Annotated in this window: 15 protein-coding genes; 3 read left to right on the forward strand and 12 right to left on the reverse strand. The window is 69.0% G+C overall.

Annotated elements, in window-relative coordinates:
• Nucleotides 1–15 precede the first annotated feature (15 nt).
• The 4 genes from proB to rplU all read right to left on the reverse strand — a co-directional run bounded on the left by proB (nucleotide 16) and on the right by rplU (nucleotide 2978).
• Nucleotides 16–804, reverse strand: a complete 789-nt coding sequence (proB, locus tag ACIPV2_RS06945) for a glutamate 5-kinase (RefSeq protein ID WP_400839628.1) — start codon at nucleotides 802–804, stop codon at nucleotides 16–18.
• Nucleotides 801–2297: a GTPase ObgE gene (obgE, locus tag ACIPV2_RS06950; protein WP_400839630.1), complete on the reverse strand. Its 1497-nt coding sequence runs from the start codon at nucleotides 2295–2297 to the stop codon at nucleotides 801–803. The genes proB and obgE overlap by 4 nt, the downstream gene beginning before the upstream one ends.
• A gap of 95 nt (nucleotides 2298–2392) precedes the next feature.
• Nucleotides 2393–2650 carry a 50S ribosomal protein L27 gene (gene rpmA, locus ACIPV2_RS06955; protein ID WP_101186808.1) on the reverse strand — a complete coding sequence of 86 codons (258 nt, stop codon included), beginning with the start codon at nucleotides 2648–2650 and terminating at the stop codon, nucleotides 2393–2395.
• 19 nt (nucleotides 2651–2669) lie between these two features.
• Entirely contained in the window at nucleotides 2670–2978 is a 309-nt protein-coding gene (gene rplU / locus ACIPV2_RS06960) for a 50S ribosomal protein L21 (protein ID WP_101186809.1), read from the reverse strand.
• A 209-nt stretch (nucleotides 2979–3187) separates the two neighbouring features.
• On the opposite strand from rplU, the gene ACIPV2_RS06965 reads away from it, so the two are divergent.
• Nucleotides 3188–3454, forward strand: coding sequence for a DUF4031 domain-containing protein (locus tag ACIPV2_RS06965; RefSeq protein ID WP_400839633.1), 267 nt, complete (start codon nucleotides 3188–3190; stop codon nucleotides 3452–3454).
• A gap of 5 nt (nucleotides 3455–3459) precedes the next feature.
• On the opposite strand, the gene ACIPV2_RS06970 is transcribed toward ACIPV2_RS06965, so the two are convergent.
• Nucleotides 3460–5811, reverse strand: a complete 2352-nt coding sequence (locus ACIPV2_RS06970; RefSeq protein ID WP_400839635.1) for an Rne/Rng family ribonuclease — start codon at nucleotides 5809–5811, stop codon at nucleotides 3460–3462.
• Between the two features lie 267 nt (nucleotides 5812–6078).
• Between ACIPV2_RS06970 and ACIPV2_RS06975 the strand changes: the two genes are divergently transcribed.
• Nucleotides 6079–6690, forward strand: a complete 612-nt coding sequence (locus ACIPV2_RS06975; protein ID WP_400839637.1) for a vitamin K epoxide reductase family protein — start codon at nucleotides 6079–6081, stop codon at nucleotides 6688–6690.
• A 75-nt stretch (nucleotides 6691–6765) separates the two neighbouring features.
• Here the strand turns inward: ACIPV2_RS06975 and ndk are convergent, their stop codons facing one another.
• The 7 genes from ndk to ACIPV2_RS07010 form a co-directional block, all read right to left on the reverse strand.
• Complete coding sequence (gene ndk / locus ACIPV2_RS06980) at nucleotides 6766–7182, reverse strand: nucleoside-diphosphate kinase (RefSeq protein ID WP_071643142.1); 417 nt, start codon at nucleotides 7180–7182, stop codon at nucleotides 6766–6768.
• A gap of 1 nt (nucleotide 7183) precedes the next feature.
• The gene (locus tag ACIPV2_RS06985) at nucleotides 7184–7591 is read right to left on the reverse strand and encodes a DUF4233 domain-containing protein (protein WP_400839639.1); all 408 of its coding nucleotides are present in this window, start codon (nucleotides 7589–7591) and stop codon (nucleotides 7184–7186) included.
• Nucleotides 7588–8940 (reverse strand): bifunctional folylpolyglutamate synthase/dihydrofolate synthase, encoded by a 1353-nt coding sequence (locus ACIPV2_RS06990; protein WP_400839641.1) that lies wholly within the window; start codon nucleotides 8938–8940, stop codon nucleotides 7588–7590. The genes ACIPV2_RS06985 and ACIPV2_RS06990 overlap by 4 nt, the downstream gene beginning before the upstream one ends.
• Nucleotides 8937–12350, reverse strand: coding sequence for an isoleucine--tRNA ligase (ileS, locus tag ACIPV2_RS06995; protein WP_400839643.1), 3414 nt, complete (start codon nucleotides 12348–12350; stop codon nucleotides 8937–8939). Before ileS ends, ACIPV2_RS06990 begins: the two co-directional genes overlap by 4 nt.
• Nucleotides 12351–12634: 284 nt before the next feature.
• Nucleotides 12635–13345: a hypothetical protein gene (locus ACIPV2_RS07000; RefSeq protein ID WP_400839645.1), complete on the reverse strand. Its 711-nt coding sequence runs from the start codon at nucleotides 13343–13345 to the stop codon at nucleotides 12635–12637.
• Entirely contained in the window at nucleotides 13342–13491 is a 150-nt protein-coding gene (locus ACIPV2_RS07005; protein ID WP_400839647.1) for a CopG family transcriptional regulator, read from the reverse strand. Before ACIPV2_RS07005 ends, ACIPV2_RS07000 begins: the two co-directional genes overlap by 4 nt.
• Before the next feature lie 173 nt (nucleotides 13492–13664).
• Complete coding sequence (locus ACIPV2_RS07010; RefSeq protein WP_400839649.1) at nucleotides 13665–13973, reverse strand: hypothetical protein; 309 nt, start codon at nucleotides 13971–13973, stop codon at nucleotides 13665–13667.
• A gap of 87 nt (nucleotides 13974–14060) precedes the next feature.
• Between ACIPV2_RS07010 and ACIPV2_RS07015 the strand changes: the two genes are divergently transcribed.
• On the forward strand, nucleotides 14061–14708 hold the full coding sequence (locus ACIPV2_RS07015) for a pentapeptide repeat-containing protein (RefSeq protein ID WP_400839651.1): 648 nt from the start codon (nucleotides 14061–14063) through the stop codon (nucleotides 14706–14708).

Genomic DNA, 14708 nt, shown 5'->3' on the forward strand with positions numbered 1-14708 from the left:
CATGACACCGGCGGTTCAGCGGGCGATCGAGGGCGCGAACCACGTGCCGATCTGCTCCCCCTCGAGAGCTCTGCCGACCAGGTCGGCACTGGTCACCAGCACGCCGATGCCGGACGCTGCGGCCATGCGCGCGGCGGAGACCTTCGTGGCCGCTCCCCCGGTGCCGACGCTGTTCACGACGGATGCACCGAACTCGAGACCGCTCAGATCGGCATCCGCCGGAATCTCCTCGATCGGCACCGCCGTCGGGTCGGTCGGCGGCTTCGTGTACAGCGATTCGACGTCGCTGAGCAGCACCAGGGCATCCGCGCCGATGAGCTGCGCGACGAGCGCGGCGAGCCGGTCGTTGTCGCCGAAGCGGATCTCCTGGGTGGCGACCGTGTCGTTCTCGTTGACGATCGGCAGGATGCGCAGCGACAGCAGCCGGTCCATCGCCCGTCGCGCATTGCTGCGCGAGGTCGGGTTCTCGAGGTCGCCGGTCGTCAGCAGCACCTGGGCGGCCACGATGCCGAACGGCCGCAGCGCCTCCTGATACCGGAAGACGAGCACGTTCTGCCCCACGGCTGCCGCCGCCTGCTGGGTCGCCAGATCGGTCGGGCGCGAGTCCAGAGCGAGGAACGGGATGCCCGTGGCGATCGCCCCCGACGAGACGAGGATGATCTCGGCACCCCGGCGGTGCGCCGACGACAGCGCCTGCACGATCATCGGGATGCGCCACGACGACTCCCCGCTGATCGAGGAGGATCCGACCTTGACGACGATGCGGCTCGCGGTGGCGAGCTCGGCGCGGCTGGCCGCGGTCACTCCTCGTCCTCGCGGGAGGCGAGGCGCTTCTCCTCGAGATCCGCGCGGGCGGCAGCCCTGGCATCCATCATGTCGTGGTACTGCTCGCGACGCTCTGCGGTGGTGCGGCGGTTGGAGCCGCCGATGCGGATGTCGGTGCCGCGCGGGCTCATCAGCTCAGCCGTCGAGGCAATCGAGGGCTCCCAGTCGAAGACGACGCTGTTGTCGCCGGTGCCGATCATGACGGTCGCGCCGGCGACGGCGCCGGCCTTGAACAGCGCGGTCTCCACACCCAGCCGCTCGAGGCGGTCGCCGAGGTAGCCCACGGCCTCCTCGTTCTGGAAGTCGGTCTGCTGCACCCAGCGCACCGGCTTCTCGCCGAGCACCCGGTAGACGTTGCCGTAGGTGCCGCCCTCGACGCGGATCGAGAACTCCTCCTTGGCGCCCCTGGGCCGGATCACCACCCGCTCGGCCGGCAGCTCGACAGCCGCCTCGGCACGGTGCTGGTCGACGACTTCCGCCAGTGCGAAGCTCAGCGGCCGCAGCCCCTCGCGTGCGACGGTGGAGATCTCGAAGACGCGGAAACCACGTGCCTCGATGTCGGGGCGCACCATCTCGGCGAGCTCGCGAGCCTCGGGCACATCGACCTTGTTCAGTGCCACGAGCTGCGGACGCTCGAGCAGCGGCGTCTGCCCCTCCGGCACCTCATAGGCGGCGAGCTCTCCGAGGATCACGTCGAGGTCGGAGAGCGGATCGCGCCCGGGTTCGAGGGTGGCGCAGTCGAGCACGTGCAGCAGAGCGCTGCAGCGCTCGACGTGTCGGAGGAACTCGAGGCCGAGACCCTTGCCCTCGCTGGCGCCCTCGATCAGTCCGGGCACATCGGCGACCGTGTAGCGGCTGTCACCGGCCTGCACCACACCGAGGTTCGGGTGCAGCGTGGTGAACGGGTAGTCGGCGATCTTCGGACGCGCCGCGGACAGCGCAGCGATCAGGCTCGACTTGCCGGCCGACGGGTAGCCGACCAGGGCCACATCAGCGACGGTCTTGAGCTCGAGCACGACCGAGCACTCCTGGCCCGGCGTGCCGAGCAGGGCGAAGCCGGGCGCCTTGCGCTTGGGCGAGGCGAGGGCCGCGTTGCCGAGCCCGCCGCGGCCGCCCTCGGCGACCACGTACTTCTCGCCGGGGATGATCATGTCGTGCAGCACGTCGCCGTCGACGCTCTTCACCACCGTGCCGAGGGGCACGGGGAGCTCGAGCGACTCGCCGTCGTATCCGGAGCGATGGTCGCCCATGCCGAAGCCGCCGTTTCCGCCGGCGCGGTGCGGCGAGTGGTGGTACGACAGCAGCGTCGTCACCTGCGGGTCGGCGACGAGGATGATGTCTCCGCCATCACCGCCCTTGCCGCCGTCGGGACCGCCGAGCGGCTTGAACTTCTCGCGGTGGACCGAGACGCAGCCGTTGCCGCCCCTTCCGGCGCGGAGGTGCAGCGTGACGGTGTCGACGAACGTGACCATGTCACTCCTTGAACTGGGTCCCTGAGCCCGCCGAAGGGCCGGGATACGAAGACGGGGCGAGCCGAAGCCCGCCCCGTCCAGGAAGTCTGCTGCTCTTACTGAGCGGCTGCGACGATGTTGACGACCTTGCGGCCGCCCTTGGTGCCGAACTCGACAGCGCCCGCCTCGAGAGCGAACAGCGTGTCGTCGCCGCCACGGCCGACGCCTGCGCCGGGGTGGAAGTGCGTGCCGCGCTGACGGACGAGGATCTCGCCGGCGTTGACGGCCTGACCGCCGAAGCGCTTCACGCCGAGTCGCTGTGCGTTGGAGTCACGACCGTTGCGGGTCGAGCTCGCGCCCTTCTTATGTGCCATGTCCTGTCCTCTTCCGTGCTTACTTGATGCCGGTGATCTTGACGCGCGTGAGCTCCTGGCGGTGGCCCTGGCGCTTCTTGTAGCCGGTCTTGTTCTTGAACTTCTGGATGACGATCTTCGGTCCGCGGAGGTTGCCGAGCACCTCAGCCGTGACCTTGACCTGCGCCAGCTTGTCGGCGTCGGTGGTCACAGAGGCACCGTCGACGAGAAGCACGGCGGGAAGCTCGATGTTCGCGCCCTGGGCAGCCTGAACACGGTCGAGCTGAACGATCGTGCCGACCTCGACCTTCTCCTGCCGGCCACCGGCGCGCACTACTGCGTAAACCACTTCATACCTGTTTCGTTGGGGAGCGGATCGCTCCGGGAATCTCACGGGAAGACTTTTGCTTGCGTACATCGCGCGGGGCGACGGATGCGGACGCAAGACTTCTCCTGCGATCGGCAAAGCCGTCAGGGGTCTCGCACCAAAGGACAACTTTACCGGATCATCGCCGATGCCGCAAAGCGAGGTTCGGCGCGCGTCACTAGGATCTCGGCATGACCGTTCTCGTCGACGACGCCATCTGGCCTGCGCACGGCAGGCTGTGGGCGCATCTCGTCAGCGACGCGAACCTCGCGGAGCTGCACGCGTTCGCTGCGCAGCAGGGCATCCCGCGCCGCGCCTTCGACCGCGACCACTACGACGTTCCCGAGGACGCGCTGCCAGGACTCCTCGCCGCCGGTGCGGTGCACGTGGGCGGCAAGGAGCTCACCAGAAGACTTATCCTGTCAGGGCTGCGAGTTCGAGCCCGCGACCGGCGCTGATCCGGTCAGGACTCCGAGTCCGAGCCCGCGACCGGCGCTGATCCGTCCGACGAGGAGTTCGGGGTCAGCATGGCGGTCGTGACCCGACGCCGATTGCGGCCCTGACCGGGCGCCTTCGGCTCGGGCAGCGCGTCGAGCACCGAGTCGAGCAGCTGCTCGGTCTGCGTCTTCGGAGCGCCCTTGCGATCGCCTCCGCGCTTCTTGCGCTTCTTCGGACGCTCGTTCTGACCGGCATCCGGCGTCGCCTGCGGCTCGGCAGCCGGCTGATCCTGTGCGGCCTCGTCGTTCACGACGATGGTCGAGGCGGCGATCGCAGCCAGGGCCGACTTGGCGACCTCGGTGATGCTGTGCGTGCCGCCGTTGACGGACTGCTGCTTCTCCGCGGCGGGGGCGGACTGCTGCTGCGAGCCGCCGCGCGAACGGCGGTTCTGCCCGCCGCCGTTCGATCCGCTGCTGCTGCTGCGGTGCTTGACGACGGGGTCGTGATGCACGATCACGCCGCGGCCGGCGCAGACGTCGCACGCCTCGCTGAAGGTCTCGAGAAGGCCGAGGCCGAGCTTCTTGCGGGTCATCTGCACGAGTCCGAGCGAGGTCACCTCGGCGACCTGGTGCTTCGTGCGGTCACGGCTCAGGCACTCCACCAGACGGCGCAGCACGAGGTCGCGGTTCGACTCGAGCACCATGTCGATGAAGTCGACGACGATGATGCCGCCGATGTCGCGCAGGCGCAGCTGGCGGACGATCTCCTCAGCGGCCTCGAGGTTGTTCTTGGTGACGGTCTCCTCGAGGTTTCCCCCTGAGCCGACGAACTTGCCGGTGTTCACGTCGACGACGGTCATCGCCTCGGTGCGGTCGATCACGAGCGAGCCTCCCGAGGGCAGCCAGACCTTGCGGTCGAGCGCCTTCTCGATCTGCTCGGTGATGCGGTACGCATCGAAGGGGTCCACGTCGTCGGTGTAGGTCTCGACGCGCTCGAGCAGGTCGGGGGCGACGCTCTCGAGGTACGCGCGGATGGTCTTCTGCGCGTCATCACCCTGAATCGTCATCCGGGTGAAGTCCTCGTTGAAGACGTCGCGGACGATCTTGACGAGCAGATCGGGCTCGGCGTGCAGCAGCGCCGGAGCCTGCTGCGTCTGCACCTGCTTCTGAATGTGCTCCCACTGCGCGGTGAGACGCTGCACGTCGCGGGTCAGCTGCTCTTCGGTGGCGCCTTCAGCCGCCGTGCGCACGATCACACCGGAGGACTCGGGCAGCACCTCCTTGAGGATGCGCTTGAGTCGGGCGCGCTCGTTGTCGGGGAGCTTCCGCGAGATGCCGTTCATCGAGCCGCCCGGAACGTACACGAGGTAACGACCGGGGAGCGAGATCTGGCTGGTCAGACGGGCGCCCTTGTGGCCGACCGGGTCCTTCGTGACCTGCACGAGCACGCGGTCGCCGGCCTTGAGCGCCAGCTCGATGCGACGGGGCTGGTTGCCGGTCTCGACACCGTCCCAGTCGACCTCGCCGGAGTAGAGGACCGCATTGCGTCCGCGGCCGATGTCGACGAAGGCCGCCTCCATACTGGGCAGCACGTTCTGCACGCGGCCGAGGTAGACGTTGCCGATCAGCGAGGCGTCCTGGTTGCGGGCCACGTAGTGCTCGACGAGAACCTGGTCCTCGAGCACCCCGATCTGCGTGCGTCCGTTCTTGGCGCGCACGACCATCATGCGGTCGACGGACTCGCGGCGGGCGAGGAACTCGGCCTCGGTCACCACCGGGCGGCGGCGACCGGCGTCGCGGCCGTCACGACGACGCTGCTTCTTGGCCTCCAGGCGGGTGGAGCCCTTGATCGCCTTCGGCTCGGTGATGTACTCGACCTGACGCTGGCGCTGACGCGGCTCGTCGCGTGTCTCGTCAGCGTCGCCGCGGCGGCGGCCACGGCCTCGACGGAACGCGCTCTCGCGGTCGTCGCCCTCGTCGTCGTCGCGGCTGCTGCGGGCGGGCAGCGGGACGATCTCGGGTGCGTAGAAGTGCAGCTGCGTGGACACCTTCGAGACGAACACCTCGGGCAGCAGTCCCAGGCCCACCGCCGTGACGGGCTTCGGAGCCTCCGGCTCGGCCGGGGTCTCGGACTCGACCGGGGTCTCGGACTCGACCGGGGCTTCCGGCTCGGCCGGGGTCTGCGGCTCGGCCGAGGTCCCGGAGGCCTCATCACTCGGCTGCTCAGCGGTCTGCTCGTCCGCGGCGGGCTGCTCCACGGCATCCGGTTCCGCGGCCACGGGCTGACCCGTCTCCGCGCCCGGGGCGTCCTCGACTACCGGCTGCGCCGGCGTCTCGTCGAAGGTGGGCTTGTTGTCATCGTTCTTCTCATCGGCCATCTCTGGCTAGCTCCCTGCGCGGGCACTGCGTGCGCCGCGAAAACTCGTGCGGCGAAACAGCGGCCGCGAACTCGATCGGCTGGTGGTCGGCTCTGCGGCACGACCGCCTGGGGCACAGGACCCCGAAGTCTTGTCGATTCGATCGCGGTTGAGCGCGACGTCGTCTTCAGTCATTATCGCACTACCGCACGCCGACGACCGCACCGCGTGCGACTCGCGTGCCGCGTTTCACCCGAGCCGCATAGCCGCCGCTGGGATAATCACGCCATGACCACCGCGCGCACCCGCCATGTCGGCTACGGAATCTGGCTCATCGTCGCCGCGATTCTCGGCTGGTGGGCGGCTTTCCAGCTCACGATCGAGAAGTTCTACGTGCTCGAGAATCCGGGCGAGACGACGAGCTGCTACGTGAGCGTCATGCTGCAGTGCGACAAGAACCTGGGGTCGTGGCAGGGCTCGGTGTTCGGCTTCCCCAACCCGCTGATCGGCGTCACAGCCTGGATGGCGGTGCTCGTGATGGGTGTCGCCCTCCTCGCCGGCGTACGGTTCCCGCGCTGGTTCTGGGCCCTGTTCGGCGTCGGCGTGCTCAGCGCGTTCATCTTCGTGTGCTGGCTGATCGGTCAGAGCATCTACAGCCTGCACACCCTGTGCCCGTGGTGCATGGCCACCTGGGCCGTGACGATCCCGACGTTCTTCGCGACCGCCGTCCATCTCGTGCGCAACGGCACCCTCGGGCGCTCCGCCGCAGCACGTGAGCGCGCCGGGCGGCTCATGGTGTGGGTGCCGCTGGCGACGATCCTCGCCTACGCGATCATCATCGCCATGGCGCAGCTCGCCGGCCTGGACCTGCTCGGCGAGGTCATCGGCATGATCTTCTGACGCCTCCGCACCTCGACATGCGACGAGGGAGGGATGCCCGTTCGGCATCCCTCCCTCGTCGTGTGCGACCTGTGCTCAGTCGAACCAGATGCCGAGCTCACGCGCGGCGGACTCCGGGCTGTCCGAGCCGTGCACGAGGTTCTGCTGCACCTTGAGACCCCAGTCGCGACCGAAGTCGCCGCGGATGGTGCCAGGGGCGGCGGTGGTCGGGTCGGTGGTTCCGGCGAGCGAGCGGAAGCCCTCGATCACGCGATTTCCGGCGAGCCGGATCGCGACCGACGGGCCCGACATCATGAACTCGAGCAGGGGCTCGTAGAAGGGCTTGCCCTCGTGCTCGGCGTAGTGCGCGGCGAGCCGGTCGCGGTCGGGCTCGACGAGACGCAGGTCGACGAGGGCGTAGCCCTTCGCCTCGATGCGGGCGAGGATGCTGCCCGTCAGGCCGCGGGCGACGCCATCGGGCTTGACGAGGACGAGGGTTTCTTCAGTGGCCATGTCATTCGCTCTCTGTGTGAGGTTCTGCCGGCGGGCCCGCCGGCCGCTTTCGGTCGATGCGGGCCCCACCGATCGTCGCATACGCCCACATGCCGCCGAAAATCAGCACGACGAACGCGATCGCGGGCACGAGCAGCGCGCCCACCGCGATGACGACCTGGAGCGCCCATCCGGCGGGGACAGCCCAGGGCTTGGCGATGGCGCCGGCGACCGCGACGAGCGCGATCGCGACGGCCACGCCGGCGACGATCCCCCACCACGACGGGATGCCCGCAGGCAGTGCGTTCAGCCCGAAGATCACGAGTCCGGCGAGCAGGGCGCCAATCGCCTCGAATCCGAGCACGATCGACCCGAGCTTCTGCACCAGGGTGCGCGGGGCACGGGCAGGCCGCGCTGCGCGGGCGCTCATGCGCGCCACCCCGACTTCCAGTCCTCCTCCTCCGAGAGGAGCAGAGCCTCGCCGGCCAGGACGATCGAGCCGGCGATGACGACCGCACGGCGGTCGGCAGAGGCCGCCCACTCGCGGGCGGCGTCGACGGCGTCGGCGAGGGTGGGATGCACGCTCGCACGGCGGTCACGCTCCTCGACGAGGTCGGCGATCGCATCCGCATCCGCAGCCCGGTCGGAATCGGGAGCCGTGGCGAACACCTCGGCGACCTGCGGGAGCAGCTGGTCGATGATGCCGGCCGCGTCCTTGTCGGCGAAGACGCCGAGCACGAGCCCCCATTCGTCGAAGTCGAAGCTGTCGTCGAGTGAGCGGGCGAGGGCGGCGGCCCCGTGCGGGTTGTGCGCCGCGTCCACGACGACGGTCGGTGCGATGCCGACCAGCTGCAGGCGCCCGGGTGATGTCGCGTTCTGCAGCCCGTCCGCGAGGATGTCGCCGACGATGCGCTGCGAGGCGCCGCCGATCAGCGACTCCACCGCGGCGACGGCGAGAGCCGCGTTGTGACCCTGATGCGCGCCGTACAGCGGCAGATACTCGTCGACGTACTCGCCGGCGAGTCCGCGGATGCCGATCAGCTGACCGCCCACGGCGAGCTTCTGCTCGCTGAGCCCGAACTCCTCGCCCTCGAACGCGATGGTCGCGTCCTTCTCCGACGCGACACGGCGCAGCACGGCCGCGACCTCGGGCTTCTGCTGTGCGGAGACGACAGCAGCGCCGTCCTTGATGATGCCGGCCTTCACCTCGGCGATCGCCTCGATGGTGTCGCCGAGACGGTCGGCGTGGTCCATGTCGATCGGCGCGAAGACCGCGACGTCGCCGTCGGCGGTGTTGGTGGAATCCCACGACCCGCCCATGCCCACCTCGAGAACGAGCACGTCGACCGGAGCATCGGACGCCGCGACGAACGCGAGCACGGTCAGCAGCTCGAAGAACGTCAGCGGGGCGTCGTCGGCAGCCTCCAGCTCGGCGTCGACGATGCCGACGAAGGGCTCGATCTCGTCCCAGGCATCCGCGATCGCGCCGTCGGCGATCGGCTCGCCGTCGATCATGATCCGCTCGGTGAAGCGCTTCAGGTGCGGGCTGGTGAACAGACCCGTGCGCAGGCCGTGCGAGCGCAGCAGGCTCTCGATCATGCGCGCGGTCGAGGTCTTGCCGTTCGTGCCCGTGATGTGCACGACGCGGTAGGTGCGCTGCGGGTCGTCGAGCAGCGTCAGGATGCGGGCCACCCGCTCCTTGCGCGGCTGCACCCACCGCTCCCCTGCCCTCTCGAGCAGCTTCTCGTAGACGATGTCCGCCCGCTGGACGTCGCTCATCGGGCCACCGCCTCTGAGATGTTCGAGTCGATGGTGACGATGATCGCCGCCTTCTCCGCTCCCAGCGCCCTGGCACTGGTGCGGTACACGCCGTCGCCGGGGCTGCTGACGCTCTCGGCCAGCTCCTCGATCTCTTCAGCGGCCTGCACCGCGAATCCGATCGCCAGCGTCTCTCCGGCGATCAGCTCGGCGTGCTGGCGGAGAGCCGCAGCGTTCGCCGCCGAGACGTTCAGCGCGAGCACGATGCGGTCGCTCACATCGAGACCGGCGTTCTTTCGGGCCTCCTGCACGACGCGGATGGCGTCTCGCGCCATCCCCTCGGCTTCCAGCTCGGGCGTGGTGACGGTGTCGAGCAGCATGAATCCGCCGCCGGGCACGAGCGCGAGAGCCTCGCCCTCGGGGCGGCCGGCGGTCTCGAGCACCAGCTCGTACTCGTGCGGTTCGAGGGCGATGCCGCCCGCGGTCACCATCCCGTTCTCCTCCGTCCAGGCGCCCTCCTTCGCCGCGCGGATGGCCTTCTGCACCTCCTTGCCCAGGCGCGGGCCGGCGGCGCGGGCGTTGACGCTGAGGCGGTGGCTGATGCCGTAGTCGGTCGCCGTGTGCTCGGCGAGCTGCACGAGCTCGACCGACTTGACGTTGAGCTCTTCACGCACGATCCCCTCGAACTGCGCGAGGTCGGCGGCCAGTGGCGACACGATGGTGAGGCGGGCGAGCGGCAGGCGCACGCGCAGCTTCTCCTTCTTTCGCAGCGCGTTGCCGACGCTGGAGAGCTCGCGCACGGCGTCCATAGCGTCCCGCACGTCGTCGGCGGCGGGGAACGCGTCGGCGTCCGGCCAGTCGGTCAGGTGCACGCTGCGCCCGCCGGTGAGACCCTGCCAGACGCGCTCGCTGATGAGCGGCACGAGCGGGGCGGCGACCCGCGACAGCGTCTCGAGCACGGTGTACAGCGTGTCGAAGCAATCGATCGGGGTCCCTGAGCCTGTCGAAGGGTCCCAGAAGCGGTCACGCGAGCGACGGATGTACCAGTTGGTGAGCACCTCGGCGAAGTCGCGCAGGCGCGCGGATGCCGTGGTGGAGTCCAGGCCCTCGAGGTCCGTGCGCACCTCGCGCACGAGGTAGCCGAGACGGGCGAGGATGTAGCGGTCGAGCACGTCGGTGCTGTCGGTGCGCCAGGTGGCCTCGTATCCTCCATCCGTCGCAGCGTTGGCGTACGTCGCGAAGAAGTACCACGAGTTCCACAGCGGCAGCAGGAACTCGCGGACGCCCGAGCGGATGCCCTCCTCGGTGACGGCGAGGTTTCCGCCGCGCAGCACCGAGCTCGACATGAGGAACCAGCGCATGGCATCCGATCCGTCGCGATCGAGCACCTCGCTGACGTCGGGGTAGTTGCGCAGCGACTTCGACATCTTGTAGCCGTCGCTGCCGAGCACGATGCCGTGGCAGCTCACGCCCGTGAACGCCGGGCGGTTGAAAAGCGCCGTCGAAAGCACGTGCATCACGTAGAACCAGCCGCGGGTCTGGCCGATGTACTCCACGATGAAGTCGGCGGGGGCGTGCGAGTCGAACCACTCCTGGTTCTCGAACGGGTAGTGCACCTGCGCGTACGGCATGGAACCCGAGTCGAACCACACGTCGAAGACGTCCTCGATGCGGCGCATCGTGCTCCGCCCCGTCGGGTCGTCGGGGTTCGGGCGCGTGAGGTCGTCGATGTACGGGCGGTGCAGGTCGATCTCGCCCTCGGGATTGCGCGGCAGCGTGCCGAAGTCGCGCTCGAGCTCCTCGAGCGACCCGTAGGCGTCGACGCGCGGGTACTCCGGGTCGTCGCTCTTCCAGATCGGGATGGGCGAGCCCCAGTAGCGGTTGCGGCTGATCGACCAGTCGCGCGCGCCCTCGAGCCACTTGCCGAACTGCCCGTGCTTGACGTTCTCGGGCACCCAGGTGATCTGCTCGTTGTTCGCGAGCAGATCGTCCTTGATGTCGGTGACCCGGATGAACCAGCTGGAGACGGCCTTGTAGATCAGGGGGTTCCGGCAGCGCCAGCAGTGCGGGTAGGAGTGCACGTAGCTCTGCTCGCGCAGCATCCGTCCCGCCGCGCGCAGCAGCCGGATCAGCGGCGTGTTGGCGTCCATCCACAGCTGACCGGCGACATCGGTGACCGAGGAGAGGAAGCGCCCGCCGTCGTCGAGGGAGATGATCGTGGGGATGCCCGCGGCGTTCGTGACGCGCTGGTCGTCCTCACCGTAGGCCGGTGCCTGGTGCACGATGCCGGTGCCGTCGGTCGTCGTGACGTAGTCGTCGACGAGGATGCGCCAGGCGTTCTCGGTGCCCCAGGTCTCGGCATCCGCGTAGTAGTCGAACAGCCGGTCATACGCGACGTCGGCCAGGTCCGCGCCGAGCACGGTCTGCTGCACCGCGGCGAGCGCATCTTCGGCGGACTCATAGCCCAGGTCCTTGGCGTAGCCGCCGAGCAGGTCGCGGGCGAGCAGGTAGCGGTGCGCGTCGCTCGTCGAAGGGTCGTCGCCCGGCACGATGTCGGCGGCGCCATTCGGCCCGCCAGGCAGCACCACGTACTCGATGTCGGGGCCGACGACGAGCGCGAGGTTGGTGGGAAGGGTCCACGGCGTGGTGGTCCACGCCAGGGCGCGGACCGCCGTCAACCCCAGCGTCTCGGCCTTGGCGCCCACCAACGGGAAGGTGACGGTGACCGACGGGTCCTGACGATCTTTGTAGACGTCGTCGTCCATGCGCAGCTCGTGCGCCGACAGCGGGGTCTCGTCGCGCCAGCAGTACGGCAGCACGCGGTAGCCCTCGTAGGCGAGGCCCTTGTCGTAGAGCGTCTTGAAGGCCCAGAGCACGCTCTCCATGTAACCCAGGTCGAGCGTCTTGTAGCCGCGCTCGAAATCGACCCAGCGCGCCTGCCGGGTGACGTAGTCCTGCCACTCGTGCGTGTAGGTGAGCACCGAGTCGCGCGCCTTCGCGTTGAAGACGTCGATGCCCATCTGCTCGATCTCGCTCTTCTCGGTGATGCCGAGCTGCTTCATCGCCTCGAGCTCTGCCGGCAGGCCGTGCGTGTCCCAGCCGAAGACCCGGTCGACCTTCTTGCCGAGCATCGTCTGGAAGCGCGGGAACACGTCCTTCGCATACCCGGTGAGCAGGTGCCCGTAGTGCGGCAGGCCGTTGGCGAACGGCGGCCCGTCGTAGAAGACCCACTCGTCGGCGCCGTCGCGCTGCGCGATCGAGGCCCGGAAGGTGTCGTCCGACTCCCAGAAGTCGAGCACGTCGCGCTCGATCTCGGGAAAGCGCGGGCTCGGCGTGACGGCGGCGGGTCCGAATGCGGACTGGGTCCCTGAGCTTGTCGCTTGTACTGAGCGAGCGTCAGCGAGTCGAAGTGAAGGGCGCGGGTAGGTCATCGTCTCTCGCAGTGGTCTGTGCTGGTGGCTGGCGGATGCTGCTGCAGGGACGACCCGTGCTCGCACGGACCGCGGTACCACCCTGCGTGCTTCTCGCGAAGCCACTCTCACTGCGGCGATGACGGGCCTGCCCCGCTCGGTTCTACTTGCCTCCCCGCTCAACAACCCCTGGGTCGCTGAGCGTGTCGAAGCGTTCTTCCGAGAGCTCCCCGGTGATGGCCGGATCAAAGCTTGTGCGCCCATTCTACGCCGAAGCACGCGGCGCGGCGATCACCGGACGGACGTCAGGACTGGCGGCGGTAGCCGTGCAGGTCGGTCTGCGCGGCGTTGATCGTGACGGCTGGCTCAGCGATGCGGATGGTGCGCGTGTACGCCTCGTCCACCACCGCAGCGTCGAAACCCGCCTGCCGAAGGCGCGCGGCCAGGGCGTCGAGGTCGCCCCGCGTCTCGAACGACAGGCCGAGCCCGGCGCCGTCACCCTCACTGCGGCCGGATGCTGAATGCAGGCCCACCGTTCCCCCGCCGTCAGCGCGCAGCTGCACCCATCCCCCGGCATCCGCCGTGATCTCTGCACGCAGACCCAGTGCCTCGAGGATCTCCCGCGCCTCGGCGATGTCGTCCTGGAACCAGATCGGCTGCACGCCCACCTCGCCTGTCGTCGCACGCGCTCCCGCGAACACGGCGAGTTCGACACCCGCGCGGCTGCGCACGGTCAGCATGGGTCCGACGCCGGCCATCTCGCCGCGGGTGACATCGTGCTCGGCGAGCGACTTCTCGGCCAGATCGAGATCGCTCACCAGCAGGTTCAGATCGACGCGATCGTCACCCGATGCGCTGTGATGCACGGCGAGCACTCCATCACCGTCGAATTCCCCCCACTCCGGCGAGGGCGGGAAGATCGCTGCAAGACCGAGCACTTCGGCCAGCGAGTGCCACCGCCCGGGCTCCGGCGTGAAGACCACCTGCTGAACGGTCACCATGGCTGTGGTCGTCATGAATCCTCCTCGATGTGCGCGCGCAGCGCCGCTTCGACGAGAGCCGACAGGCTCAGTCCGTCATCGATCGCGCGGTGCTTGACGGCCCGCACCAGATCGGACGGCAGGTACACGTTGAACTGCACCTTCTGCTGCTTTCCTTGCATGCTAGCAATCTAGCCATGAACCCGCCTCAGATCAAGCATTCGCTTCTCCACCCCTCGCGGCTGCGCGCGAGGTCAGCCGAGGGCACCCGCAGCAGGTCCGCCAGCCGCTCCAGCGCGCCTTGGCTAGTGAGTTCGCCCGGATCAGCGGCACCTCGATGACCGCGCCCATTCTGCTATGCCGTCAGCAGCGCGATCAGGAAGGCCGCATAGCTGGCTGCGGCGACCACCGCGACCGTGTCGCGCAGGCGTCGCGACGCGTCCATCGCGACGAGGATGCCGACGACAGCGAGCAGAGCCCAGCACACGGGATGCCCCCACCGGATCGCGATCTCCCTCGCACCCGTCGCAGTCCCCGCCTGCTCCGGAACCACGAACGCCCAGACAACGGCGAGCGCCGCAGCGAATACCGCGCCGCCAGCACCCAGCATCCGGTGATGTCGCCGCGCCCAACCGGGCCTGCGTCCTGAATCCGTCTCCGTCATCCGGTTCCTCCCCAGCCCAGCCCAGCCCAGCCCAGCCCAGCCTGCACCATCCTCACCCGGTGAGGAAGCCCACATAGAGTCGAGAGCATGGCCGCCCGCACCGCCCTCCGCCCGCCCCTGGTCTCGGAGCCTGATCTGCCCGACAACTTGAGGCCCGCTGCTGCCCGGCGCAGTGCCGACCTGAGAGCCGCGCTCATCGAACTGGACGGCGACGCCGACCTCGCGCATTCGACACTCGAGCAGTGCGTCATCGCCGGCAGCGGATCGGCACTCGACCTCGAAGGCGCCACGATGATGGATGTCGACGTCCGCGACCTCCGCATCGCCAAGCTGTCGGCACGGCGTTCGACTCTCCGCCGTGTGCGCATCTCAGGCGGCCGCATCGGGACTTTGGATCTCAGCGACAGCGGGATCCACGAACTCGAGCTGCGCGACGTGCGCATCGACTACCTCACACTGGCCGGCTGCAAGGCGGTCGACGTGCGCGTCGAGTCCTGCCGGATCGACGCCCTCGACCTGCCGGGCGCGACACTCTCGAGGGTGGCCTTCGCGACCACCTCCAGCGACGAGGTCGATCCGCGCGGCATGCGGGCGGAGCATCTCGACCTGCGCGGACTCGATGCGCTGGGTTTCCTCGACGTCACCGCGTTGCGCGGCGCAACGCTGACGCTGCGTCAGGTCGAGCAGCTCGCGCCGGTCTTCGCCGTGGCCGCCGGCATCATCATCAGCGACTGA

Source organism: Microbacterium sp. NPDC089987, from assembly GCF_044748505.1.
In the GTDB taxonomy this organism is placed as follows: Bacteria; Actinomycetota; Actinomycetes; order Actinomycetales; family Microbacteriaceae; genus Microbacterium.